This is a genomic window from Holophagales bacterium (genome assembly GCA_016719485.1).
Classification (GTDB): domain Bacteria; phylum Acidobacteriota; class Thermoanaerobaculia; order UBA5066; family UBA5066; genus UBA5066.
On record JADJZB010000026.1, the window covers coordinates 29,006 to 51,897 of the forward strand.

At 70.4% G+C, this 22,892-nt stretch carries 16 protein-coding genes, 2 tRNA genes and 1 pseudogene; 7 read left to right on the top strand and 12 right to left on the bottom strand.

Going from position 1 to position 22,892, the window contains the following annotated elements:
- Positions 1–86: 86 nt before the first annotated feature.
- Both pip and IPN03_18260 read left to right on the top strand, forming a co-directional pair.
- Positions 87–1,058 carry a prolyl aminopeptidase gene (gene pip / locus IPN03_18255; protein MBK9375605.1) on the top strand — a complete coding sequence of 324 codons (972 nt, stop codon included), beginning with the start codon at positions 87–89 and terminating at the stop codon, positions 1,056–1,058.
- 107 nt (positions 1,059–1,165) lie between these two features.
- Positions 1,166–2,263, top strand: a complete 1,098-nt coding sequence (locus tag IPN03_18260; GenBank protein ID MBK9375606.1) for a hypothetical protein — start codon at positions 1,166–1,168, stop codon at positions 2,261–2,263.
- An 88-nt stretch (positions 2,264–2,351) separates the two neighbouring features.
- Here the strand turns inward: IPN03_18260 and IPN03_18265 are convergent, their stop codons facing one another.
- The 7 genes from IPN03_18265 to serS form a co-directional block, all read right to left on the bottom strand.
- Positions 2,352–3,629, bottom strand: coding sequence for an ABC transporter permease (locus IPN03_18265; protein ID MBK9375607.1), 1,278 nt, complete (start codon positions 3,627–3,629; stop codon positions 2,352–2,354).
- On the bottom strand, positions 3,622–4,842 hold the full coding sequence (locus tag IPN03_18270) for an ABC transporter permease (GenBank protein ID MBK9375608.1): 1,221 nt from the start codon (positions 4,840–4,842) through the stop codon (positions 3,622–3,624). The genes IPN03_18265 and IPN03_18270 overlap by 8 nt, the downstream gene beginning before the upstream one ends.
- A gap of 9 nt (positions 4,843–4,851) precedes the next feature.
- Positions 4,852–6,132 carry an efflux RND transporter periplasmic adaptor subunit gene (locus tag IPN03_18275; protein ID MBK9375609.1) on the bottom strand — a complete coding sequence of 427 codons (1,281 nt, stop codon included), beginning with the start codon at positions 6,130–6,132 and terminating at the stop codon, positions 4,852–4,854.
- Between the two features lie 142 nt (positions 6,133–6,274).
- Positions 6,275–7,192 carry a diguanylate cyclase gene (locus IPN03_18280; GenBank protein MBK9375610.1) on the bottom strand — a complete coding sequence of 306 codons (918 nt, stop codon included), beginning with the start codon at positions 7,190–7,192 and terminating at the stop codon, positions 6,275–6,277.
- A gap of 31 nt (positions 7,193–7,223) precedes the next feature.
- Positions 7,224–7,311, bottom strand: a tRNA-Ser gene (locus tag IPN03_18285).
- Positions 7,312–7,322: 11 nt separating this feature from the next.
- Positions 7,323–7,415, bottom strand: a tRNA-Ser gene (locus IPN03_18290).
- Between the two features lie 26 nt (positions 7,416–7,441).
- Complete coding sequence (gene serS / locus IPN03_18295; protein ID MBK9375611.1) at positions 7,442–8,734, bottom strand: serine--tRNA ligase; 1,293 nt, start codon at positions 8,732–8,734, stop codon at positions 7,442–7,444.
- Between the two features lie 38 nt (positions 8,735–8,772).
- On the opposite strand from serS, the gene IPN03_18300 reads away from it, so the two are divergent.
- The 5 genes from IPN03_18300 to IPN03_18320 are packed head-to-tail and all read left to right on the top strand — an operon-like array spanning position 8,773 to position 14,247.
- Positions 8,773–9,696, top strand: a complete 924-nt coding sequence (locus tag IPN03_18300) for a glycosyltransferase family 2 protein (protein ID MBK9375612.1) — start codon at positions 8,773–8,775, stop codon at positions 9,694–9,696.
- A complete protein-coding gene (locus IPN03_18305) occupies positions 9,693–10,652 on the top strand; it encodes a glycosyltransferase (GenBank protein MBK9375613.1) in 960 nt (319 codons plus the stop codon). The genes IPN03_18300 and IPN03_18305 overlap by 4 nt, the downstream gene beginning before the upstream one ends.
- The gene (locus tag IPN03_18310) at positions 10,653–11,684 is read left to right on the top strand and encodes a glycosyltransferase family 2 protein (protein MBK9375614.1); all 1,032 of its coding nucleotides are present in this window, start codon (positions 10,653–10,655) and stop codon (positions 11,682–11,684) included.
- Positions 11,681–12,814 carry a glycosyltransferase gene (locus IPN03_18315; protein MBK9375615.1) on the top strand — a complete coding sequence of 378 codons (1,134 nt, stop codon included), beginning with the start codon at positions 11,681–11,683 and terminating at the stop codon, positions 12,812–12,814. The genes IPN03_18310 and IPN03_18315 overlap by 4 nt, the downstream gene beginning before the upstream one ends.
- Positions 12,808–14,247 (top strand): sugar transferase, encoded by a 1,440-nt coding sequence (locus tag IPN03_18320; protein MBK9375616.1) that lies wholly within the window; start codon positions 12,808–12,810, stop codon positions 14,245–14,247. The genes IPN03_18315 and IPN03_18320 overlap by 7 nt, the downstream gene beginning before the upstream one ends.
- Before the next feature lie 135 nt (positions 14,248–14,382).
- On the opposite strand, the gene IPN03_18325 is transcribed toward IPN03_18320, so the two are convergent.
- From IPN03_18325 to IPN03_18345, 5 genes and pseudogenes are all read right to left on the bottom strand, one after another.
- The gene (locus IPN03_18325; protein ID MBK9375617.1) at positions 14,383–15,828 is read right to left on the bottom strand and encodes an efflux transporter outer membrane subunit; all 1,446 of its coding nucleotides are present in this window, start codon (positions 15,826–15,828) and stop codon (positions 14,383–14,385) included.
- A gap of 1 nt (position 15,829) precedes the next feature.
- Positions 15,830–19,003 (bottom strand): efflux RND transporter permease subunit, encoded by a 3,174-nt coding sequence (locus IPN03_18330; protein MBK9375618.1) that lies wholly within the window; start codon positions 19,001–19,003, stop codon positions 15,830–15,832.
- Between the two features lie 9 nt (positions 19,004–19,012).
- Positions 19,013–20,211: pseudogene (locus tag IPN03_18335) on the bottom strand (efflux RND transporter periplasmic adaptor subunit).
- Between the two features lie 27 nt (positions 20,212–20,238).
- Positions 20,239–20,565, bottom strand: coding sequence for a hypothetical protein (locus IPN03_18340; protein ID MBK9375619.1), 327 nt, complete (start codon positions 20,563–20,565; stop codon positions 20,239–20,241).
- Between the two features lie 255 nt (positions 20,566–20,820).
- Positions 20,821–22,818, bottom strand: a complete 1,998-nt coding sequence (locus IPN03_18345; protein MBK9375620.1) for a sigma 54-interacting transcriptional regulator — start codon at positions 22,816–22,818, stop codon at positions 20,821–20,823.
- Positions 22,819–22,892 lie beyond the last annotated feature (74 nt).

The following is a 22,892-nucleotide window of genomic DNA, read 5'->3' on the forward strand; positions in this document are numbered from 1 at the left end:
TTCCATTGTAGAACCCGGGCGGGGCGCGCCGAGGGACCCGCGCGACGGCGCGGCCGTCCTCTGTCAGGATGAGACCGGAGGTTCGCATGGCCCACCCCGTCAAGGACCCGATCAACTGGCTCTACCCCGAGATCGAGCCGTATCGCACCGGCCGCCTTCGCGTCTCCGACGTGCACGAGCTCCACTTCGAGGAGTGCGGGAACCCCGCCGGGAAGCCCGTCGTCTTCCTGCACGGCGGACCCGGCGGCGGGACCGACGGGAAGATGCGGCGCTTCTTCCACCCGGAGAAGTACCGGATCGTCCTCTTCGACCAGCGCGGCAGCGGGAAGAGCACGCCGCACGCGAGCCTCGAGGCGAACACGACGTGGGACCTCGTCGAGGACACCGAGAAGGTCCGCGAGCACCTCGGCATCGCGAAGTGGCAGGTCTTCGGCGGCTCCTGGGGCTCGACGCTCGCCCTCGCCTACGCCGAAAGGCACCCCGACCGGGTCACCGAGCTCGTCCTGCGCGGGATCTTCCTGCTCCGCAGGAAGGAGATCGAGTGGTTCTACCAGGAGGGGGCCTCGATCCTCTTCCCCGACGCCTGGGAGCCCTACCTCGCGCACATCCCCGAGTCCGAGCGCGGCGACATGGTCGCGGCGTACCACCGGCGCCTGACGAGCGACGACCCCGGCGTCCGCCTCGCCGCCGCGAAGATCTGGAGCGGCTGGGAGGGGGCGACGTCGAAGCTCCTCCCCGACGCGGCCTTCACGGGGCACTACGAGGAGGACGAGTTCGCCCTCGCCTTCGCGCGGATCGAGGCCCACTACTTCCAGAACCGCGGCTTCTTCGAGGTCGACGACCAGCTCCTGCGCGACGTGGGCCGGATCCGGCACATTCCCGCGGTCATCGTCCAGGGCCGCTACGACGTCGTCTGCCCGATCTTCAGCGCCTGGGCGCTTCACCGCGCCTGGCCCGAAGCCGACTTCATCGTCACGCCCGACTCCGGCCACAGCGCCTTCGAGGCGCCGAACAGCCGGGCCCTCGTCGCCGCGACGGACCGCTTCGCCAGCCTCTGACCCTGACCCGGCAGCCCGATGCGCGCCGGGCGGCATCCGCCGCCCGGCGCGCAGAGTGTAGAGCGTAGACCAGACCCCATCCTTGGGTCCGTGGATATCATGCGGGCGTGCTTGGGGTATCGCTCGCGTTGGCGTTCTTCGCGCTCCTCTTCCGGCTCGTCTCCCCTTCCGAGATCCGCGCGCTCCTCGATCTCCACCTTCTCTCGCTCTTCCTCGTCCTGATCCTGGCGGTCGAGTGCCTGAAGCGTTCGGGCCTCGTCGAGGCCGTCGTCGGGAAGGTCCTTTCGCGCGTCCGATCCGAGCGGACGCTCGCCGTCGCCGCGATCCTCACGACCGGGGCGGTGTCGGCGATGGTGACGAACGACGTCGCGCTCCTGCTCGTCGTCCCCTTCACGCTCGCCTTCGAGAAGGTCGCGCCGGAGTTCGACCCGCTCCGCGTCGTCGTCCTCGAGATCCAGGCCGCGAACCTCCTCGGTTGCCTCACGCCGACGGGCAACCCCCAGAACCTCCTGCTCTTCTCGCGCGGCGGCTTCACGACGGCGGGGTTCTTCGCGGCGCAGCTTCCGTGGGTCGCGGGAATGGCCGTCGCCACGCTCGCCCTCGTCCCGATCCTCGTCCCGCGTCGTCCGCTGCCCGCGCCGCCGGAGACGGAGCGCCCCGTCGAGCCGCGGCTCGCGACCGCAGGCCTCTTCCTCCTCTCACTCCAGCTCCTCGCGATCTCGCAGGCGATCCCGCGGCTCGCACCCCTCGTCGCCGCCGTTCCCGCCGCCGCCCTCCTCGGGCGCGGTCTCCTGAAGACCGACTTCACGCTGCTCGGCGTCTTCTCCGCCCTCTTCGTCGGCGTCGAGGGGCTCCGCCGCTCGGCGCTCTTTACGGCGCTCGACCCCGTCGCGCTTCTCGGCGCGACGCCCGCAGGCTTCGTCCTCTCGGGCGCGCTCCTCTCGCAGATCGTCTCGAACGTCCCGGCGGCGATCCTCCTCGCCCCCGAAGCGGCGCAGGCGGGGGGCGGGGTCCTCTTCACCGCGCTCCTCTACGGCGTGAACGCCGGAGGTTGCGGAACCCCGATCTCATCCCTCGCGAACCTGATCGGCGCCGACCTCTACCTCCGCGGACGCGCCCATCGCGCCCCGTTCTGGAGGGTCTTCCTGGCTGTGTCGTTCGCGCTTCTCACCGTCGCGGTCGCCCTCTCGCTCGCCCTGGCCTGAGGGGGGGGTCAGGTCTACCTTCTACACTCTGCGCACGGGCGCAGAGTGTAGAAGGTAGACCTGACCCCATGATTCTGCCCCCCGGGCTCTATTCCCAGCGGAGGGCTTCGATGGGGTCGAGGCGGGCGGCCTTGAGGGCGGGGTAGAGGCCGAAGAAGAGGCCGATGGAGAGGCTGACGCCGAGGCCGAGGAGGACGCTCCAGAGCGGCGTCGCGGTCTTGAGCGGCGAGACGGCCCCGACCACGAGGGCCGTCAGGAGGCCGAGGCCGACGCCGACCGCCCCGCCCAGGCCCGTGAGCGTCATCGCTTCCGTCAGGAACTGGAGGCTGATGTCGCGCCTGAGCGCCCCGACGGACTTGCGCAGGCCGATCTCCTTGGTCCGTTCGGTGACGGAGACGAGCATGATGTTCATGACGCCGACGCCGCCGACGAGGAGCGCGATGGCGGCGATGAAGACCATGACCCCCGAGATCGCGTTCGTGACCGCCGTCATCTGGGTGATCATCTTCTCGGCGGTGAAGATGGCGAAGTCGTTCGGTTTGTTGAACGGCACCTTCCGCCGGGCCCGGAGGATGTTCGTCCCTTCCTCGATCGCGTTCGGGATCAGCTCGGGTGACCTCGGGATCGTGGCGATGTGGAGGGTGTCGCCGCCCGAGTTCTTGATCTGAGGGAAGAAGACGTCGAAGGTCGTGATCGGGATCAGGATGAAGTTGTCGGGGCTGCCGCCCATCTGCGAGCCCTTCTTCTCGAGAACGCCGACGATCAGGACCCGCCGCCCGTTGATCGTGATCGGCTTCCCCACCGGGTCCTTCCCCTCGAAGAGCGCGTCGACGACGTCCCACCCGACGACGGCGACGTCGGTGGCGTGCTGGACGTCGACGTCGGTGATGTTCCGTCCGTCCTGCATCGTCCAGTTGTTGCAGACGAGGTAGCTCTGGGTGCCGCCCGAGACCGTCGGCGAGTTCGCTTCCTTCCCGTTCCCCTTCACCTTCGAGCCGCCCCAGAGGTAGCGCTCGGGCGAGACGGCGGCGATGGAGGGGGCGAGGCGGGCGATGGCCTCGGCGTCCTCGATCGTGAGGTCCTTGCGGTTGCGCTCTTCCTCGGGAGGCCGGTGGCCGCCGCCGAAGAAGCGGGGCTCGAACTTCTGGAACTGGACGAGCGTCGTGCCGAACGACGAGAAGGCGGCCATCGTCGACCGGTTGAAGCCGGTCACGAGCGCGACCATGGCGATGACGGTCCAGACCCCGATGACGATGCCGACGATCGTCAGGAAGGCGCGCAGCTTGTGCGCGCGCAGGGCGATGGACGCGAAGCGGAGGTTCTCTCCCAGCGTGCGGCGGAGGCCGTCGAAGAAGCGCTCACTCATAGCGAAGGGCCTCGATCGGCGGCAGGCGCGACGCCTTGACCGCCGGGAAGACGCCGGCGAGAAGGCCGGTGAGCGTGGCGAGCGTGAGGCCCGTGAGGATCAGGCCGGGGGTCACGAGCGTCGGAAGGGGCGAGAACGCGTTGATGAGGGACGAGATGATCCATCCGAAGAGGACGCCGACGGCGCCGCCGCCGAGGGAGAGGAGGGCCGCCTCGAGGAGGAACTGGCGGCGGATGTCGCGCTTCTTCGCGCCGATGGCGAGGCGGATGCCGATCTCCTTCGTCCTCTCGACGACGGAGACGAGCATGATGTTCGCGATGACGATCGCCCCGACGACGAGCGAGATGCCGCTGATGAAGACGAGGAGGGCGAAGGCGCCGGCCGAGATCGAGCGCCAGACGACCTGGATCGCCTCGGCCGTGACGAACGAGACCGGGTCGGGGGCCGAGGGCGCGGTCTTGCGGAGCGCCCGGAAGATGGCGCGCGCCTCGTCCATCGAGGCCGGAATCCCTTCGACGCCGCCCCTGGCCTTCACGTAGATCGACAGCCCCCGCCGCGCGCCCCAGGCCTTCGCGAGAGCTTCGCGCGGGACGTAGACGACGTTGTCCTGGCTCTGCCCGAAGGCGGAACCCTGCTTGACGAGGAGGCCGACGACGCGGAACGGGATCCCGTCGATCGAGATCGTCCGGCCGACCGGGTCGAGCCGCGGGTAGAGTTCGTCGCGGACCTCCGTCCCGATGACGGCGACGAAGGCGCGCCGCTCGTTCTCCGACTCGGTGAAGAAGCGCCCGAGGTCGACGTCGAGGTTGGAGAGCTCGGCGACGTTCGCCGTCACGCCCGAGATCTGGACGTCGGAGAGGCGCCTGCTTCCCGACCTCACCGGGCGGGTGGTTCCCGAGCGGGCGCCCACCATGGCCGCGGTCTTCGAGAGGCGCTGGAACATCTCGAAGTCGCTCTTCTGGATCCGCTTCCGCTTCAACGCCTCGAGGAACCCGTCCCGGGTCGTGATGATGCCGAAGCGCTCGATCGTGTAGACGTCGGGGGAAAGGGAGAAGAGCTTCGTCGCGACGTAGTTGTTGAGACCCTGGATGACCGACACCACCGCGATGACGGTCATCACCCCGATGATGACGCCGAGGAGCGTCAGGAACGACCGCAGCTTGTGGGCGCTGATGGCCCGCCAGGCGACGCGGAGGAGCTCCCCGTTCAGCATGTCGACGGTCTACGAGCTCTTCTCGTCCCGCGGGACGCCGCTGTTGTCCACCTTCACGCGGTCGCCGATCCGGAGGGCCCGGAGCGCCCGGAACGGGCCGGAGACGATCTCGTCGCCCTCCTTCAGCCCCTCGACGATCTCGATCTGGAGCTCGGCCGTGATGCCGGTCTTCACCTTCCGGAAGTCGACCTTGCCGTCCTTGTCGACGACGAAGACCCCCTCGACGTCCTTCTTCTTTTCCTTGTCTTCGGCGGACGGGGTCGGGGTCGGGGCCGGCTTCTTCCCCTTCTCGACGCGCTTGAGCGAAGACTCCTCGGCGACGACGAGCGCCGGAATCGGGATCGCGAGGGCGCCGGGCCGCTTGTCGGTCTCGATCTCTCCCGAGACGGAGAAACCGGGGCGGATGGCGGCGGGCGGGTCCTTCAGCTGGACCTTGACCTTGAAATTGACGGCCGTGGCGTCGGTCCCGAGCGCCGACTTCGTGATCGGGCTGCCGCCGATCTCGGTCACGACCCCCTCGTACTTCTTGTCCGGCCAGGCGTCGAGCGTCAGCTTCGCCTTCTGGCCCACTTTCACGTTCGGGATGTCGGTCTCGTCGACCTCCATCTCCGCCTCGACGATCGACATGTCGGAGATCGTCAGGAGAACGGTGCCGGGGTTGTTCATCGTGCCGACGACGGCGTTCTCGCCCTGTTCGACGGGGCGCGCCGTGACGATGCCGTTCATCGGCGCGACGAGGGTCGTCTTGCCGAGGGAGTCCCTGCTGCCGAGGAGCTGGGCGCGGGCCTGCTCGATCCGCCGCTCCACCGCGTTGAGCGAGGCGATTCCGGCGTCGAGCTGGAGCTTGGCCTTCTGCATGACCTGCTCGGATGTGATCTTCGCCTCGAAGTTCTTCCGCTCGCGGTCGTAGTCGCGCCGGGCCTGCTCCACCGTCGCCCGGTCCGCCTCGCGCTGGGCGAAGAGGGCCTCGAGGTTCGCCTGCTGCGCCTTCGTGGAGGCGTCGTACTGGGCCTTGTCGATCTGAAGGAGGAAGTCCCCCTTCTTCACGAGGTCTCCCTCCTCGACGGCGAGGTTGACGATCTGGCCCATGACCTGGGAAGAGATCTCGACCTTGGTTTTCGCCTGGACGCGTCCGTTGCAGCTGACGGTCGAGACCAGGTCCGACTTCCCCACCTTCGCGGTGGTGACGCGGGTGAGGTTCCGGTCCTTGCCGGCGACGGAAGCGACGATGACGAGGGCGACGACGACAACGGCGACCGCCCCGAGGATCCATTTCAGCCGGGAGCTCATCTGTCTCGCATTCCTTTCGAAAGGGGCGCCGGAGGGCGCCAGAAGGTGATTACGCAGGAAGGCCCTCCCGAGTTTCCCGACCGGGGGGCCACCCGGGACGGAAAGCCCCCGATTCGAGGGTGTTACGGCGGCCCGGGAGGCCTCAGCCGGCGGCGACCCGGTTGCGCCCGCCCGCCTTGGCCCGGTAGAGGGCTTCGTCCGCGCGTCCGAGGAGCACGGCCGCCTCGAGAGGCTTCGGGGAGTCCTCGGTGGAGGCGACCCCGATCGAGACGGTCAGGGCCACGTCGACGCTCTGGCCGAGGGGAAGGGCCTCCGTCGCCCGGCGGATCCGCTCCGCGACGAGGGCTGCGCCGACACGGCCCGTCATCGGCAGGAGGACCGCGAACTCCTCCCCCCCGATCCGGGCGGCGAGATCTCCCTTCCGGCAGCACCGGTTCAGGACCCGCGAGAAGCCCGCGAGGACCTCGTCCCCGACGGCGTGGCCGTGGGTGTCGTTCACGCGCTTGAACTCGTCGAGGTCCATGAACAGAAGGCTCGCCGGGCGCTCGTGGCGGGCGACGCGGGCCACCTCTGCATCGAGAGCATCCAGGAACGCCCGCCGGTTCGCCAGGCCCGTCAGGGCGTCGGTCAGCGCGAGCTTCTCCAGGATCTCGTTCTTGGCCGCCAGCTCGCCGAGGGCCTTCTGGAGCCGCAGCCCCACCCTCACCCGGGCGTTCAGCTCGACCGGGTCCACAGGCTTGACGAGGTAGTCGTCCGCACCGGTCTCGAGGCCCGTGACCTTCGCTTCCGTTTCCCCCCGGGCCGACAGCATGAGGACGTGCGTGAATCGCGTCTCGTCGCTGCCCTTGAGGATCCGGCAGAGGGTCAAGCCGTCCATTCGGGGCATCTGCCAGTCCGTCACGACGACGTCGGGCCGGCGGCTCCTCACCTTCGCGAGAGCCTCCTGTCCGTCGGCCGCCGAGTCGACGTCGCACCCCGCAGTGCCGAGGGCCTGCTCGAGGATCCTCCTCGAGAGTGGGTCGTCGTCGACGACGAGGACGCGGGGGCGGAACTCGGCCACGGCTGCGATCGAATCTTGACACGGAGGGGGGTGGCGGAGGAGGAGGGATTCGAACCCCCGGAGCCTTGCAGCTCAACGGTTTTCAAGACCGCCGCCTTAAACCACTCGGCCACTCCTCCGGCGGAGGAACTGGCGGACAGGGGGGGATTCGAACCCCCGGTAGGCTTTTAAGGCCTACGACGGTTTAGCAAACCGTTGGATTAAGCCACTCTCCCACCTGTCCGCTTCCCGCGGGGCGCGAATATTACCTCAGCCGGGCCGTCGGATCTCGGAGAGCCCTCCGCAGTACGGCCGGAGTGCTGCCGGGATCCCGACCGACCCGTCCTCCCGCTGGAAGTTCTCGAGGATCGCGACGAGCGTCCGCCCCACCGCCAGGCCCGACCCGTTGAGCGTGTGGACGTACTCGTTGCGCGTCTTCCCGTCCGCGCCCGCCCTCTTCACGCGGATCGCGGCCCGGCGGGCCTGGAACGCCTCGAAGTTCGAGCAGGAGGAGATCTCGCGGTAGGCGTTCTGCCCCGGCAGCCAGACCTCCAGGTCGTAGGTCTTCGCCGAGGCGAACCCCATGTCGCCGCGGCACAGGACGACGCGACGGTACGGCAGCTCGAGCCGCTCCAGGACGGTCTCGGCGTCGCGGGTCAGCTGCTCGTGCGCCGCGGGGGAGTCCTCGGCCCGGGTGAACTTCACGAGCTCGACCTTGTCGAACTGGTGCTGGCGAATGAGCCCCCGGGTGTCCTTCCCCGCCGCTCCGGCCTCGGCGCGAAAGCAGGGGGTGTAGGCGCAGTAGGAGATCGGGAGCTGCTCGTCCCGAAGGACCTCGTCGCGGTGGAGGTTCGTGACGGGCACCTCGGCCGTCGGGGCGAGGTACCAGTCGGTCCCCTGCAGGCGGAAGAGGTCCGCCTCGAACTTCGGGAGCTGACCGGTCCCGAAGAGCGACGCGGCGTTCACGATGAACGGCGGCAGGACCTCGCGGTAGCCGTGCTCGCGGGTATGGAGGTCGAGCATGAAGGCGATCAGCGCGCGAGAGAGGAGCGAGGCCTCTCCCGAGAGGACGGTGAAGCGCGCACCGGTGACCTTGGCCGCCCGCTCGAAGTCCAGGATGCCGAGGTCGGGTCCGATCTCCCAGTGGGGCCTCGGCGTGAACGAGAAGGCCCCCGGCTCGCCCCACGTCTTCAGGACGGTGTTGCCGGTCTCGTCCTCCCCCTCGGGAACGCTCTCGTGCGGGACGTTCGGCAGGGCCTGCTCGATGGCGAAGAACTCGCTCTCGATCTCCTCGACCCTCTTCTCCTGCGCCGCGACGGAAACGCCGAGAGCCTTCGCCCGATCCATCTCGGCGGTGGCGTCTTCCTTCGCCTTCTTCTTGCGGCCCACCTCGGCCGAAAGCGTGTTCCGTTCCGCTTTCATCGCCTCGACGATGGTCAGGACGTGGCGGCGCTCGGCGTCCAGCTCCCCCCAGCGCGACAGGGACCCGGCATCGAACGTCCTGCTGCGCAGGAGGTGGGGTATCTCGGTGAAGTGCGTGCGGAGGAAATCTCGAGCCAGCATGGGAGGCGAATTCTACGGCGGCCCCGATAATCCGCCCGATGGAGAGGCTTCCCGCCGGAGTCGTCGTCGTGAACTGGAACGGGGGAGCGCTCCTCGATTCCTGTCTCGACGCCCTCGACGGGCAGGGAGCCGCGAGGATCGTCGTCGTCGACAACGGCTCAGAGGCGGCGGAGCTCCGGCGGCTCGCGGACCGCGCCGGCGTCGTCGTCCTGCCCCTCGGGACGAACCGGGGATTCGCCCCCGCCTCGAACGCCGGGGCCGTCGACGCCCGCATGAAGGCCCTCCCCTACGTCGCTTTCGTCAACAACGACGCCGTCCTGGCGCCGGGCTACCTCGCCGCCTGCATCGCGGCGCTCGAGGCCGACCCGGGCCTGTCCGCCGTCCAGGGCGTCGTCCTGGACGCCGGGGGACGGCTCGTGGACGGCCTCGGCATCGCCTGGAACAGGCGCCGCGAAGCCGTCCAGCGCGGGCACGGCGCGCCGCCTCCCGCCGCCGACGTGCCGCCCTTCCCGGTGGCGGGCGTCTCCGGCACGGCCCCGGTCTTCCGGCGCCGCGACTTCGAGCGGGCCGGGGGATTCGCCGGGTCGTTCTTCGCCTGGTACGAGGACGCCGACCTGGCGCTTCGCCTCCTGCGCGCCGGGGGGCGATTCGCCTGCGTTCCCTCCGCGCGGGCGCGCCACGTCGGCTCGGCCACCGGCCGGCGTACTCCCGGTCTCAAGTGGCGGCTCCTGTTCCAGAACAGGGTCCGGACGCTGCGGCGCAACCTCTCGGCCACGGCTCGCTTCAGGACGCTCCTACGCCACCCGCTGCCGCTCCCCGCCCTCAGGGACGCCGTTCTCGAGCTCGGCCTGGCGAGGGCGCTGGGCGCGGTGGCCGGGGCGGCCCTGGGAGTCTTCGCGAACCTCGCGGAGGACCGGGCCGCACGCCGGGCCCTCCCGCTCCTGACGAGGCTTCCCGAGTGATCGCCGATCGGGCCCGCGTGAGGGCCGTCGTCGTCTCCTGGAACTCGGAAGGGCTCGTCGGCCGGGCTGCCGCGTCGGTTCCCGCTCCCGCCCGGGTCGTCGTCGTCGACAACGCCTCGACGGACGCCTCGGCTTCGGAGGCCGAACGGGCCGGGGCCGTCGTCGTGCGGCTCGCCGGGAACAGGGGATTCGGCCCCGCGTGCAACCTCGGCGCCGGCGAGGTCGACGGCCTCCCGCCCGCGGAGACGCTCCTCTTCCTGAATCCCGACGCCGCGCTCCTCGACGGCCCGGCCTCCCTCGAGGCCCTCCTCGCCGAGCTGGACGCCGACCCTGGCGTCGCTGCCACGGCGCCTGCGCTCGAGGGGGACGGACAGGAAGCGTTCCAGCTCCGGCGCCTCCCCTCGCTCGGCTCTCTCGCCCGGGAAGCCTTCCTCGTGAACCGCCTCTTCCCCCGGAACCGGGGATTCCTCCGGGAGCGCTACCTCGACCGGGACCGGCGCGCACCGTTCGACGTGGAGCAGCCGGCGGCCGCTGCCCTCCTCGTCCGGGCCTCGGTCTTCGCCCAGGTCGGCGGATTCGACCCCGCCTTCGCCCCGGCCTGGTTCGAGGACGTCGACCTCTGCGCGAAGATCCTCGAATCGGGGTACCGTATCCGCTTCGTCCCCGCGGCTCGCGCGAGCCACGTCGGCGGCACCACGATGCGCGCGCTTCCTTACGACGACTACCTCCCGCTCTACACGCGGAACCTCCTCCGATACCTCCGGCGGCACGCGGGGTTGCCGTCGCGCGCCGCGGCCCGGATCGTCCTCGCCGCCGGGGCGATCCTCCGCCTCGCCCTCCTCCCCGTCGTCCGGGGAGACCACGCGCGCCCCGAGGCCGCCCGTGCCTACCTCCGCGTCCTGAGGGGCCTCGTCGGCTTCGGCTTCAGGAGCGCTCTCCTGCCGGAGAAGGTCTGAGTGGCGCGCGTCCTCGTCTCGCTCGTCACGCACGACGAGTCCCGCGACACGGAGCGCCTCCTGCCCACCCTCTTCGCCCAGACCTACCGGGACTTCGAGCTCGTCGCCGTCGACAACCGCTCCGAAGACGGCACGCGCGCGTCCCTCGCCGCGGCGAAGAAGCTCGCCCCGGTGCCGATGGAGATCGTCGCCTCGCGCGAGAACCTCGGCTTCACCGGAGGCCACAACGTCGGGATCGGCAAGGCCGTCGCGCGAGGGGCCGAATGGGTCCTCGTCCTGAACGCCGACGTCGTGCTCGCCCCGGACTACCTCGAGTCGCTCCTGGCCGACGCGGGGCGCCCCGGGCACGAGTGGGTGGGCGCCCTGACCGGAAAGATCCTGCGTGCCGACGGGCCGGATCTCGAGCCGACGACCGTCGTCGACACCGCCGGCATCCGGATGACGCGGAGCGGACGGCACTTCGACGTCGGCGCGGGCGACCCCGACACCGGGCGGTGGGACCGGCCCGCCGAGGTCTTCGGCGTCTCGGGGTGCGTCGCGCTCTACAGGGTCGCCGCGCTCGAGGACGTGAAGATCTCGACCGGCTGGTTCGACGACGACTTCTTCGTCTACCGCGAGGACGTCGACCTCGCCTGGCGCCTGCGCGGGCGCGGCTGGTCCGCCCGCTGCCAGCCGGCCGCGGTCGCCTGGCACCGCCGGCGCAGCCTCCCCGAGCGGCGCCGTGCGATGTCCGTCCTCGCGAACCTCCACTCCGTCAAGAACCGCTTCCTCCTCCGGGTCAACAACGCCGGCTCCGACCACCTCCGCGCGACCTTTCCCCTCACGTTCGCGCGGGACGCCGTCGTCGTCGGGGGGTGCCTCACCGTCGAGCGGACCTCCCTCGAGGCGCTTCGATGGCTCGCGCGCAACCGGACGCGTCTCCTGGCGAAACGCCGCGAGATCCTCGGGCGGCGCACGGTCTCCGACCGCGCGCTCCTGCGCTGGTTCGGCCCCGACCCGGGCGGCGCGCGGATTCCGGACCTGGACGCGTGAGGGTCGCCATCCTCGGGACGCGCGGCGTCCCCGCGGCGTACGGCGGGTTCGAGACGCTCGCCGAGGAGCTCTCGGTGCGGCTCGCCCGGCGCGGCCACGACGTCACGGTCTACGCCCGGCGCGGCTGCGTGCGGGAGGAGCTCGCGTCTTTTCACGGCGTGCGTGTCGTCTTCGCGCCGACGGTGAGGCACAAGTACCTCGAGACGGTCGTCCACGGCGTCACTTCAGGTCTTCACGCGGCGGCCGAGGGGTACGACGCCGTCCTCTTCTGCAACGGGGCCAACGCCCTCGCCTGCCGCCTGCCGCGCCTCCTCGGCGCCGGAACGCGCGTCCTCCTGAACGTCGACGGGCTCGAAAGGAACAGGCGGAAGTGGAACCGGGCGGGCAAGGCCGTCTACGCCCTGTCCGAGCGCCTCTCGTGCGTCCTCCCCGACGTCGTCGTCACCGACGCGAGGGAGATCCGCCGCTACTACCTCGAGCGCTACGGCCGGGCCTCGGCCTACGTGCCCTACGGCTCCGATCTCCAGGCGCCGGAGGATCTCTCGATCCTCGGCCGGCTCGGCCTCGAGAACGAGGGATACGTCCTCTACGTCTCGCGCTTCGAGCCCGAGAACAACCCCGACGCCGTCGTCCGGGCCTTCCGCGACGTACCCGGCGACCGGCGCCTCGTCCTCGTCGGCTCGGCCCCGTACGCCGAGCAGTTCATCGCCCGCCTGAAAGAGGAAGCGGCGAAGGACTCCCGCATCCTTCTCCCCGGGGCGGTCTACGGCGAGGGGTACCGGGCGCTCCTCGCACATGCTTCGGCCTACGTCCACGCGACCGAGGTCGGCGGAACGCACCCCGCCCTCATCGAGGCGATGGGCTTCGGCAGGCCGGTCCTCGTTCACGACAGCCCCGAGAACCGCGAGGTCGCCGGCGACGCCGCCCTCTGGTGGGATGCCCGGGACCCGGCCACGCTGACCCGCCTCCTCGGCTCGCTCCTGCCCGACGCCGTCCGGCGCGAGGCCCTCGGGGCATCGGCCCGGCGGAGGGCGCAGGAGCGCTACCTCTGGGACGACGTGACGACCGCCTACGAGGCGCTTCTTGGGGGCCTCCCGGCGGGCGGGCTACCATCGGGGAAGGAATGCTGAAGCAGCAGGCCCGGGCCGTCGCCGCCTCGCTCTATGCCGCCGACCTCGCCTCGACGCTCGGCGCCCTCGCCGCCGCGTACCTCGTCCGGAGCGAGATCCTCCCCCGTTTCTTTCCGGAGCGCCTGACGGCGCTCTATCCGTTCACGGTCTACCTCGTCCTCGTCGGGCCGATCGTCGTCATCTGGACCGGCCTCCTCTTTCTCTCCGGCGCCTACCGGAGCCGCAGGACGTCGGGCCTCAAGGACGAGACGCTCCTCATCGCCAAGATCGTCCTCGGCGGGACGGTCGTCCTGACGATCCTCGTCTACGGCCTCCGCCTCGACTTCATCTCGCGGCCCTTCCTGCCGCTCTTCGCGTTCTTCAACACCCTGTTCCTGGTCGTCGAGCGCATCGCCGTCCGGATGGTGGCGCGAAAAGTCCGGGCCCAGGGCTACAACTTCAGGACGGTCGTCCTCGTCGGCGACACGCCGCGCGCCCGCTCCATGGCCCGGCTCATCCACGACCACCCGTGGTGGGGACTGCGTCTCCTCGGCCTCGTGAGAGAGCGTCCCGCGTCGTCGGAAGCGGGGACGACGGCCGGAGGTCTCCCCGTCCTCGGGTCGCTCGAGGACTTCCCGACGATCCTCACCTCGCTCCCGGTCGACGAGGTGATCCTCGCCGTCGACCGGGGCGACATCGAGACGCTCGAGGACGTCTTCCTGATGTGCGAGGAGATGGGGGTCAAGACGCGGCTGATCCTCGACTTCTTCCCGCACGTCTTCGCGAAGGTCGAGCTGGAGGAGTTCGACGGGACGCCCCTCCTGACGTTCTCGACGACCCCCACGGAGACCGGCGGCCTCCTCGCCAAGCGGGTCCTCGACGTCGGCATCGCCGCGACGCTCGGCCTGGTCGGCCTCCCGTTCGCCGCGCTCCTGGCGCTCTTGATCCGCGTCTCCTCGCACGGCCCGGTCCTCTTCCGGCAGGTGCGCTGCGGCCTGAACGGGCGTCCGTTCACGTTCTACAAGCTCCGGACGATGGTCGAGGGCGCCGAGGGGCTGCTCCCCGAGGTGGCGCACCTCAACGAACACGAGGGGCCCGTCTTCAAGGCGTCGCACGACCCGCGCGTCACGGCCTTCGGCCGCTTCCTGCGCCGCTTCTCCCTCGACGAGCTCCCGCAGCTCTGGAACGTCCTGAAGGGCGAGATGTCGCTCGTCGGCCCGCGCCCGCCGCTCCCTGAAGAGGTCTCCCGCTACGAGAAGTGGCAGCGGCGCCGTCTCTCGATGAAGCCGGGCCTCACGGGCCTGTGGCAGGTCTCCGGGCGGAGCGACCTGCCGAGCTTCGACCAGTGGATGGAGCTCGACCTCGCCTACATCGACAACTGGTCGCTCACGCTCGACTTCAAGATCCTCCTCCGGACGATCCCGACGGTCCTCAGCGGCAAGGGCGCGCGCTGACGGGGGGCCGGGGGGGGGGGGGGGGGGGGGGGGGGGGCGGGGCGGGGGGGGGCGGCGGGGGCCGCGGGGGCCCCCCCCCCCGGGCCCGGGCCCCCCCCCGGAGGGGGGCGGGGGGGGGCGCCGGGAACCGGCGCCTCACACCCCGCCGCCGAGGACCTTGTAGAGCGTCACGAGGTTCGCCTGCTCGGCGAGGCGGACGCCGACCGCCCCCCGCTGGGCGTTGAAGAGCGCCTGCTGGGCGACGAGGACGCCGAGGTAACCGTCGAGGCCCGCCTTGAAGCGGGCGTCGGAAAGCCTCGAAAAGTCCTCGAGTGACTTCACGAGGGCCTCCTGGGCGTCCCTCTGCGTAACGAGCGTCGTCCGGAGCGTAAGGCCGTCGTTCACCTCGGCGAAGGCGGTCTGGATCGCCTTCTCGTAGGTCGCGACCGCGATCTCGCGGTCCAGCTTCGAGACCTTGAGGTTCGCGATGAGGGAGCCGCTCGCGAAGAGCGGGGAGACGATCTGCCCCGCGAAGCTCCAGACGTTCGTCCCGGACTTGAAGAGGCCGTCGAGGTCGGGGCTCGAGGTGCCGAAGCCGGCCGTGAGGGAGATCCGCGGGAAGAACGCCGCCCGGGCCGCGCCGATGTTCGCGTTCGCGCCACGGAGGAGGTGCTCGGCGGCGAGGATGTCGGGCCGGCGGAGGAGGACGTCCGAAGGCAGGCCGGCCTCGAGCCCTTTCGGGTCCGTCACGGCGACGAGCCGCTCCGGGAGGAAGTCGGCCGGGACGGGCGTGCCGGCGAGGAGATCGAGCGCGTTGCGCGAAACCGCGACGGCGCCGGTGAAGGAGGCGACGGCCGCGCGGGCCGCCTCCACCTGGCTCTGCGCCTGGCTGAGCTCGAGGTCGGAGCCGATTCCCGCGTCGCGGCTCTGGCGGATCAACCCGTAGGAATCCTGCTGCGCCGCCAGCGTCGCCCTCGAGATCCGGAGGTTCTCCTCGCTGGCCGCAAGGCTCAGCCAGGTGCCGGCGACCGCGGCGACGAGGGATGTCTGCGCGCCCCGCCGGGCCTCCTCGGTAGCGAGGTACTGCTCGAGGGAACGGGCGTTCAGGCTCCGGATGCGCCCGAAGAGGTCGAGCTCCCACGAGGCCATGCCGAGGCCGACGGTGTAGGACGAGCTGGTGCTCGCCTGCCCGTCCTTGCCGATGCTTTCCGGAATCCGGTACCTCTCGCCCGTCGCCTGGACGCCGATCGTCGGGAAGAGCTCGGAGCGCTGGATCCGGTAGAGGGCCGCGACCCGCTCGACGTTGAGGGTCGAGACCCTGAGGTCGCGGTTGCTGGCGAGCGCGAGGTCGATGACGGACCTGAGGCGCGCGTCGGTGAAGAACTCCTGCCAGGGGACGTCCCGGACCGCCGGCAGAGCGGCAGGAACCGATTCGGTCTCCGCGGGGGCGGTGGGGGCGGTGGCCCCGGCGCCGGCCGCCTCCCTGAAAGAGTCCGCCACCGGCAGCGCCGGCCGTTCGTACTCCGGGATCATCGTGCAGCCGCCGAGAAGGAGCGTCGCCGAGAAGAGGGCGGATGCGTGCGGGATCAGCTTGCGGTTCATGTCACTTCCCCTCCGCCGGGAGCGGAGTCTCGAGGACAGGAGGCGCCTCGACGGCCTTCTTCCTCTCGAAGACCTTCACGACGAGGACGTAGAGGAGCGGGATGAGGAGGACGGCGAGGAAGGTGCCGCTCAGCATGCCGCCGAGGACGCTCGTGCCGATCGCCTTCTGCGCGCCGGCGCCGGCGCCGGTCGCGAGCGCGAGCGGGAGGACGCCGAAGCCGAAGGCCAGGGACGTCATGACGATCGGGCGCAGGCGCGTCTTGGCCGCCTCCATCGTCGCCTCGACGAGGCCCATCCCCTTTTCGCGGTTCTGGACCGCGAACTGGACGATGAGGATCGCGTTCTTCGTCGTCAGGCCGAGGACGGTGAGGAGGCCGATCTGGAAGTAGACGTCGTTCGCCATCCCTCGCGTCGAGGAGGCGATGACGCCGCCGATGACGCCGAGCGGGAGGGCGAGGACGATCGAGATCGGGACCGTCCAGCTCTCGTAGAGCGCGGCGAGGACGAGGAAGATGGCGAGGATCGAGAACGCGTAGAGGAGCCCGGCCTGGGACTCGGACATCCGCTGCTGGTAGGAGAGGCCCGTCCACTCGTGGCCGACTCCGGAAGGGAGCTTCGCGATGAGCTCTTCCATGGCGTTCATCGCCTCGCCCGAGCTGTGCCCCGGCGCCGGCTCGCCCTGGATGTTCATCGCGGGGAAGGCGTTGTAGCGCTGGAGGCGCGGGGGACCGGAGACCCACCGGCCCGAGGCGACGGCCGAGAGAGGCACCATCCGTCCCTGCCCGTTCTTCACGTGAAGCCGGTGGAGGTCCTCCGGGAGCATCCGGAAGGGAGCGTCGGCCTGGGCGTAGACGCGCTTGACGCGCCCCCCCTGGACGAAGTTGCCGACGTAGGCGCTGCCGAAGGCCGCAGAGAGGTAGCGCTGGATCCCGTTCACGGGAACGCCGAGCGCCCCCGCCTTCTCCCAGTCGATGTCGACCTTGTACTGCGGCACGTCGGGCATGCCGTTCAGGCGGACGCGGGCGAGTCGCGGGTCCTTGTTTGCCAGGTCGAGGAGCTCGTTCACCGCTTTCGTGAGCCCTTCGTGTGCGAGGTCGCCGCGGTCCTGGACGTAGAGGTCGAAGCCGGTCGCGACACCGAGCTCGGTGACGGCCGGGGGCGGGAAGACGAAGACGACCGCCCCGCGGTATCCCCCGAAGACCCTCATCGCCTTGCCGGCGACGTCCTTCGCGCTCAGGCCAGGCCCCTGCCGGAGGTCCCAGTCCTTCAGCTTCACGAACATCAGCCCCTGGTTCTGGCCGCGCCCCGCGAAGCCCGACCCCCGGATCGCCCCGCACGACTTCACCGCGTCCTTCTGGTCGACGAGGAAGTGGTGCTCGAGGTCCTGCATCACCTTCTCGGTCTGCTCGAGGGTCGATCCGACGGGGAGCTGGATCATCGCGATGAGGTTCCCCTGGTCCTCGTCGGGAAGGTACCCGGTCGGCATCCGCTGGTAGAGGACGGCCATCGCGCCGACGATCGCGAGGAAGACGAAGGCCCAGCGAGCCCGCTTGCCGAGGACGCGCCCGACCCACCCCATGTAGGTGTCGCGGAGCCTGTAAAAGACCCGGTCGAACCAGAGGAAGAACGGCCGGAGGAGCCTTCCGCCGCTCTCCGCCGCCTCGTGCCCCTTCTCCACCGGCTTGAGGAGCGACGCGCAGAGGACGGGCGTCAGGACGAGGGCGACGACGACCGAGAGGAGCATCGAGGAGATGACGGTGACGGAGAACTGCCGGTAGATGACGCCCGTCGAGCCGGGGAAGAAGATCATCGGGCCGAAGACCGCCGAGAGGACGAGACCGATGCCGATCAGCGCGCTCGTGATCTGGTCCATCGACTTCCGGGTCGCCTCGAGCGGGGAGAGCCCCTCCTCGCTCATGATCCGTTCGACGTTCTCGACCACGACGATCGCGTCGTCGACGAGGAGGCCGATCGCGAGGACCATCGCGAACATCGTCAGCATGTTGATCGAGTAGCCGAACGCGCCGAGGACGCCGAAGGTGCCGAGAATGACGACGGGAACGGCGATCGTCGGGATGAGCGTCGCGCGGAAGTTCCCGAGGAAGAGGTACATGACGAGGAAGACCAGGGCGATCGCTTCGAAGAGCGCCTTGAAGACCTCGTTGATCGCGACCCTCACGAACGGGGTCGTGTCCATCGGGTAGACGACGCTCACGCCGGGCGGGAAGAACTTCGACAGCTCGTCCATCTTCGCCTTGACCCGGTCCGCGGTGTCGAGCGCGTTCGCCCCCGCCTCCTGCCGGATCGCCAGCACGCCGGCCGGCTTGCCGTTGAAGCGGAAGGCGACGTCGGGGGCCTCGGACCCGAGCTCGGTCCGCCCGACGTCGGAAACCTTGACGACGGAGCCGTCGGGGTTCGTCCGGAGCGGGACCGCCCCGAACTCTTCCGGCGTCTTCAGGAGCGACTGGACCCGGATCGACGCATTCAGGCGCTGCCCCGGCACGGCGGGAGCCCCGCCGAGCTGGCCGGCCGAGACCTGGACGTTGTAGGCGCGCAGGCCCGCGACGACCTCGTCCGAGGTCATCCCGAATTTCGTCAGCCTGTCGGGGTCGAGCCAGACCCGCATGGAATAGGCGCTGCCGAAGACCTCCACCTCGCCCACCCCCGGGACGCGGCCGAGGACCGACTCGATCTTCGAGACGGTGTAGTCGTTCAGGTCGGCGTTCGTGAGGCCGCCGTCCTCCGAGACGAGGCCGACGATGAGGAGGTAGTTCCGCGTCGACTTCGAGACGGTGAGGCCCGTCTGCTGGACGACGTCGGGAAGGGCCGCGAGCGCGAGCTGGAGCTTGTTCTGTACCTTCGACCAGGCGAGGTCGGCGTCGGTGCCGGGCGCGAAGGTCAGGGTGACGCTCGCGCTGCCCGAGGAGTCGGCCTCCGAGCTCATGTAGAGCATCCGGTCGAGGCCGGTCATCTTCTGCTCGATGATCTGGACGACCGAGTCGGCGACCGTCTCGGCGTCCGCTCCCGGGTACATCGCCCGGATCGAGATCGACGGAGGAGCGATCGGCGGGTACTGGGAGACGGGGAGCTTCACGATCGCCATCGCCCCCGCGAGCATCATCGCGATCGCGACGACCCAGGCGAAGACGGGGCGCTGAAGGAAGAACCTGGACATGGCGCCCCCTTACTTCGCGGCCGCCGGCCCGGGCTTCGCGGGTCCGCCGGGCGCGGGCCCCGCGTTCGCCGTCGTCCCGAAGGGGACCGGCTTCACGTCGGCTCCGGGACGGACCCGCTGCAGTCCTTCGACGATGACGCGGTCGCCGGCGGCGAGCCCTGTCGTGGCGAGCCAGCGGTCGCCGATCGCGCGGTCCAGGACGAGCGTCCTCTGCTCGGCCTTGCCATCCGCTCCGACGACGAGGCAGTAGGGTTCTCCCTTCTGGTCACGCGAGACGCCCTGCTGGGGCACGAGCATCGCGTCCGTCCGGACGCCCTCCTCGAGGATCGCGCGGACGAACATCCCGGGGAGGAGAACGTGGTCGGGATTCGGAAAGACCATCCGGACGCTGACCGAACCCGTCGTCGGGTCGACCGTCACGTCCTGGAACTTGAGCTTTCCTTCGCGCCCGTAGGGCGTCCCGTCCTCGAGAACGAGCTTGACCTTGCTCCACGAGGAGTCGTTCCGGGTGAGGCCGCCCGTCCGGAACCCCTGCCGGAGGCGCAGGAGCTCGGCCGACGACTGGACGACGTCGACGTAGATCGGGTCGAGCTGCTGGACGGTCGCGAGCGGGACGGGCTGGTAGGCCGTCACGAGAGCGCCGACGGTCACGCTCGACCTCCCCGTGCGGCCCGAGATCGGCGCGCGGATCGGCGTGTAGGAGAGGTTGACGCGGGCGCTGTCGACCGCGGCCTTCGCGGCCGCGACGCTCGCCTCGGCCTGCAGGGCCGCCGCGGCCGCGTCGTCGTAGTCCTGCTGGCCCGCGGCCCGGATCTCGACGAGCCCCTTCAGCCGCTCGGCGCGGAGCGGGCGGCCGGGAGGTTCGCCTCGGCCATCGCGAGCGACGCCTTCGCCTGGTCGTACGCTGCCTGGTAGGGGGCCGGGTCGATCTGGTAGAGGAGCGCGCCCGCCTTCACGTCCGTGCCCTCCTCGAAGGCCCGCTCCCGGATGAGCCCGTTCACCTGGGGGCGGACCTCGGCGACGAGGTAGGGCGACGTCCGGCCGGGGAGCTCGGTCGTCAGGACGACCCTCTCGGGGCCGACCGTGACGACGCCGACCTCGGCCGGGCCCATTTGCCGTCCGGCCGGAGGCTTGCCGCAGCCGGCCGTCAGCGCCGCGACGGCGGCGACGAACGAGAGGATCGGAAACGAGCGGAAGCGGTGTTTCATCGAGTTCTCCATCGAAATCTGTCGAGGTCAGAAAGAGCGGCCGCCCGAGCCCTCGCGGCCCGGGCGTGGCGTCCGGGGCGACGGGAGTGCGGCCCGGCCCGGACCTTCGATGCGACTCGCCGGCCAGTCCCGGCCGATCGAATCGAGGAGAGCCGTCATCGCGACACCCGTCGCCACCATCCGGGCGCCGGTCCCGTGGATCAGCGCCAGGAGGTATCGACCGGCATCATCGACGCGGTCGACGCCGGTGAGGTCCAGCCAGGCTGTCTTCCCGGCAGTGGTGTTGCGCGTCGTGCGCCAGCACTCCTCGAGGTCGGAGACCCACGTCCCGGCGAGGTCCCCCTCGAGCTTCATTCGGACTTCTTCGGCCTCGGACTGACCGTGATCTTCAACATCCGCGATTTCCTCGCGGGCGAGGTCATCGCAAGGGAAATGCCTGACGGGCGAAGGGTCCCCAGGCGCTCTCAAACACAAATGGAAACGTTTTAGACATTAGGCGGCCCGCGGGACCTCGGGCGGCGCCAGAGCATTGGCGCCAGCGGGCTGGCGTTTGCCAACAGGCTGGCACCGACCGGTCGAAGGGACGCCGCCCTGCCAGGGGCGCTCGCGTCACCGGCCCGGTCTGGCGATCCCCAGCTTCTTCAACCGGAACTGGAGCGTGGAGCGATTCATCCCGAGGCGCGCCGCCGCCCCGTTCGCCCCTCCGAGGACCCAGTGCGTCTCCTCGAGGGTGGAAAGGACGTGCTCCCGTTCCGCCTCCTGCAGCGTCCGGCCTCGGGCGGTTCCCGGGGCGTGCGGCCCGTGCGCCCTCAGCTCGTCCAGCGGGACCCGGAGGACCGGGCCCTTCGTGAGGATCATCGCGCGCTCGATCAGGTTCTGGAGCTCGCGGATGTTCCCCGGCCAGTCGTAGCGCGCCAGGGCCGACATCGCCTCCGCGGGGATCGTCTCGACGGCCTTGTTCATCCGGCGGCCGAGCTGCTGGACGAAGTGGCGCACGAGGAGGGGGATGTCCTCGGGACGCTCGCGGAGCGCGGGGACGTGGATCGGAAAGACGTTCAGCCGGTAGAAGAGGTCGGCGCGGAACGTCCCCGCCTCGACCATCGCGGCGAGGTCGCGGTTCGTCGCCGCGATGAGGCGCGCGTCGGTCCGAAGGGTCCTCGAGCTCCCGAGGCGTTCGAACTCCCGCTCCTGCAGCACGCGGAGGAGCTTCGGCTGCAGCTCGAGCGGAACCTCCCCGATCTCGTCCAGGAAGACGGTCCCTCCGCTCGCGAGCTCGAAGCGGCCGACGCGGTCCGCGATCGCGCCGGTGAACGCGCCTCTCTGGTGGCCGAAGAGCTCGCTCTCGAGAAGGCCGGCGGGGATCGCCGCGCAGCTCAGCTTCACGAACGTCCGGCCGCCGCGGGCCCCGCGCTCGTGGATCGCCCGGGCGATCAGCTCCTTGCCCGAGCCGGTCTCGCCGGAGATGAGGACGGTCGATTCCGTCGGCGCCACGGTCTCCACCTGCTTGAGGACCCGGCGCAGGGCGTCGCTCCTCCCGACGATCTCGTCGAAGCTCAGCTCGCTGCGGATCTCGTCCTCGAGGTAGAGCTTCTCCTCGGCGAGCTGGTCCCTCAGCCCCGCGATCTGCCGGTAGGCGAGCGCGTTGTCGAGCGCGGTCGCGACCTGGCCGGCGACCTGCCCGATGAGGTCCATCTCGTCCCGGTCGAACTTCTCCTCCGTCCGCCTCATGACGGTGAAGATGCCGAGAGGACGCCCGCGGCTGACGAGCGGGAAGGCGTACCCGGAGGTGATGCCTTCCGCCCGGAGGCGCTGGGTTCCGGTCTCCGCGGGGCCGTCGAAGCTCACCTCCCGCGGCTGGCCGACGCTCAGGAACTCCCCCATCGCGCTCCCCTCGACGGGAATCACGGCGCCCTCCCTCATGAAGCCGCGGCTGTCCGGGAAGTCGAGGACGTAGAGGCGGGCCTGCGTCCCGCCCTCGTCGACGAGGACGACGCTCGCGAGGTCGCACCGGAGCACCTGCCTCACGTTCGCCGCGATGGAGCGGAGGAGGTCCTGCAGGTCGAGGTTCGAGAGGACCCGGTTCCCGACGTCGAGGACGAGCTTCAGGCGCTCGCCGCTTCTCGCGAGCCGCTCGTTCGCGACCCGGAGGCGTTCGAAGCTCGCGGCGCCGTCGATCGCGAGCGCGACCTGGTCGGCGACGACGGAGAGGAATTCCAGCTCCTCCCCGGGGTACGCGTCTTCCCGCCGGCTGGCGACGCTCATCGCCCCGAGCCGCGCGTTCGCAGTCGTGAGCGGGACCGCGCAGAGAGAGCGGATTCCGTGGCGCGCGAGGGCCTCGCGAAGGCCCGGAATGTCGGGCTGTTCTCCCGTCGGCGGCCAGGAAAACGTCCTCTGAGTCGCAACGACCCTGGCCTCGAGCGTCTCCTCGAGCGGAATGGTGCCCACCGGCGAGAGGACGGACTGGTCGTCCGCGCGCAGGATGTGCCAGCTGGCGCCCTCTCCGACGACGTCCTGCAGGAAGAGGCTCAGGTGGTCGAAAGAGAGGATCCGCTGGAGCTCGTTCGAGAGGGCCCGGATGAGCTCCTCGGGGTCGCGGATCGCGCCCAGGACCTTCGAGACCCCGAGGAGACGCCGGAAGCGCTCCTCGAGGGTGATCCCGGGACTCGACGACCCGCCGCCGC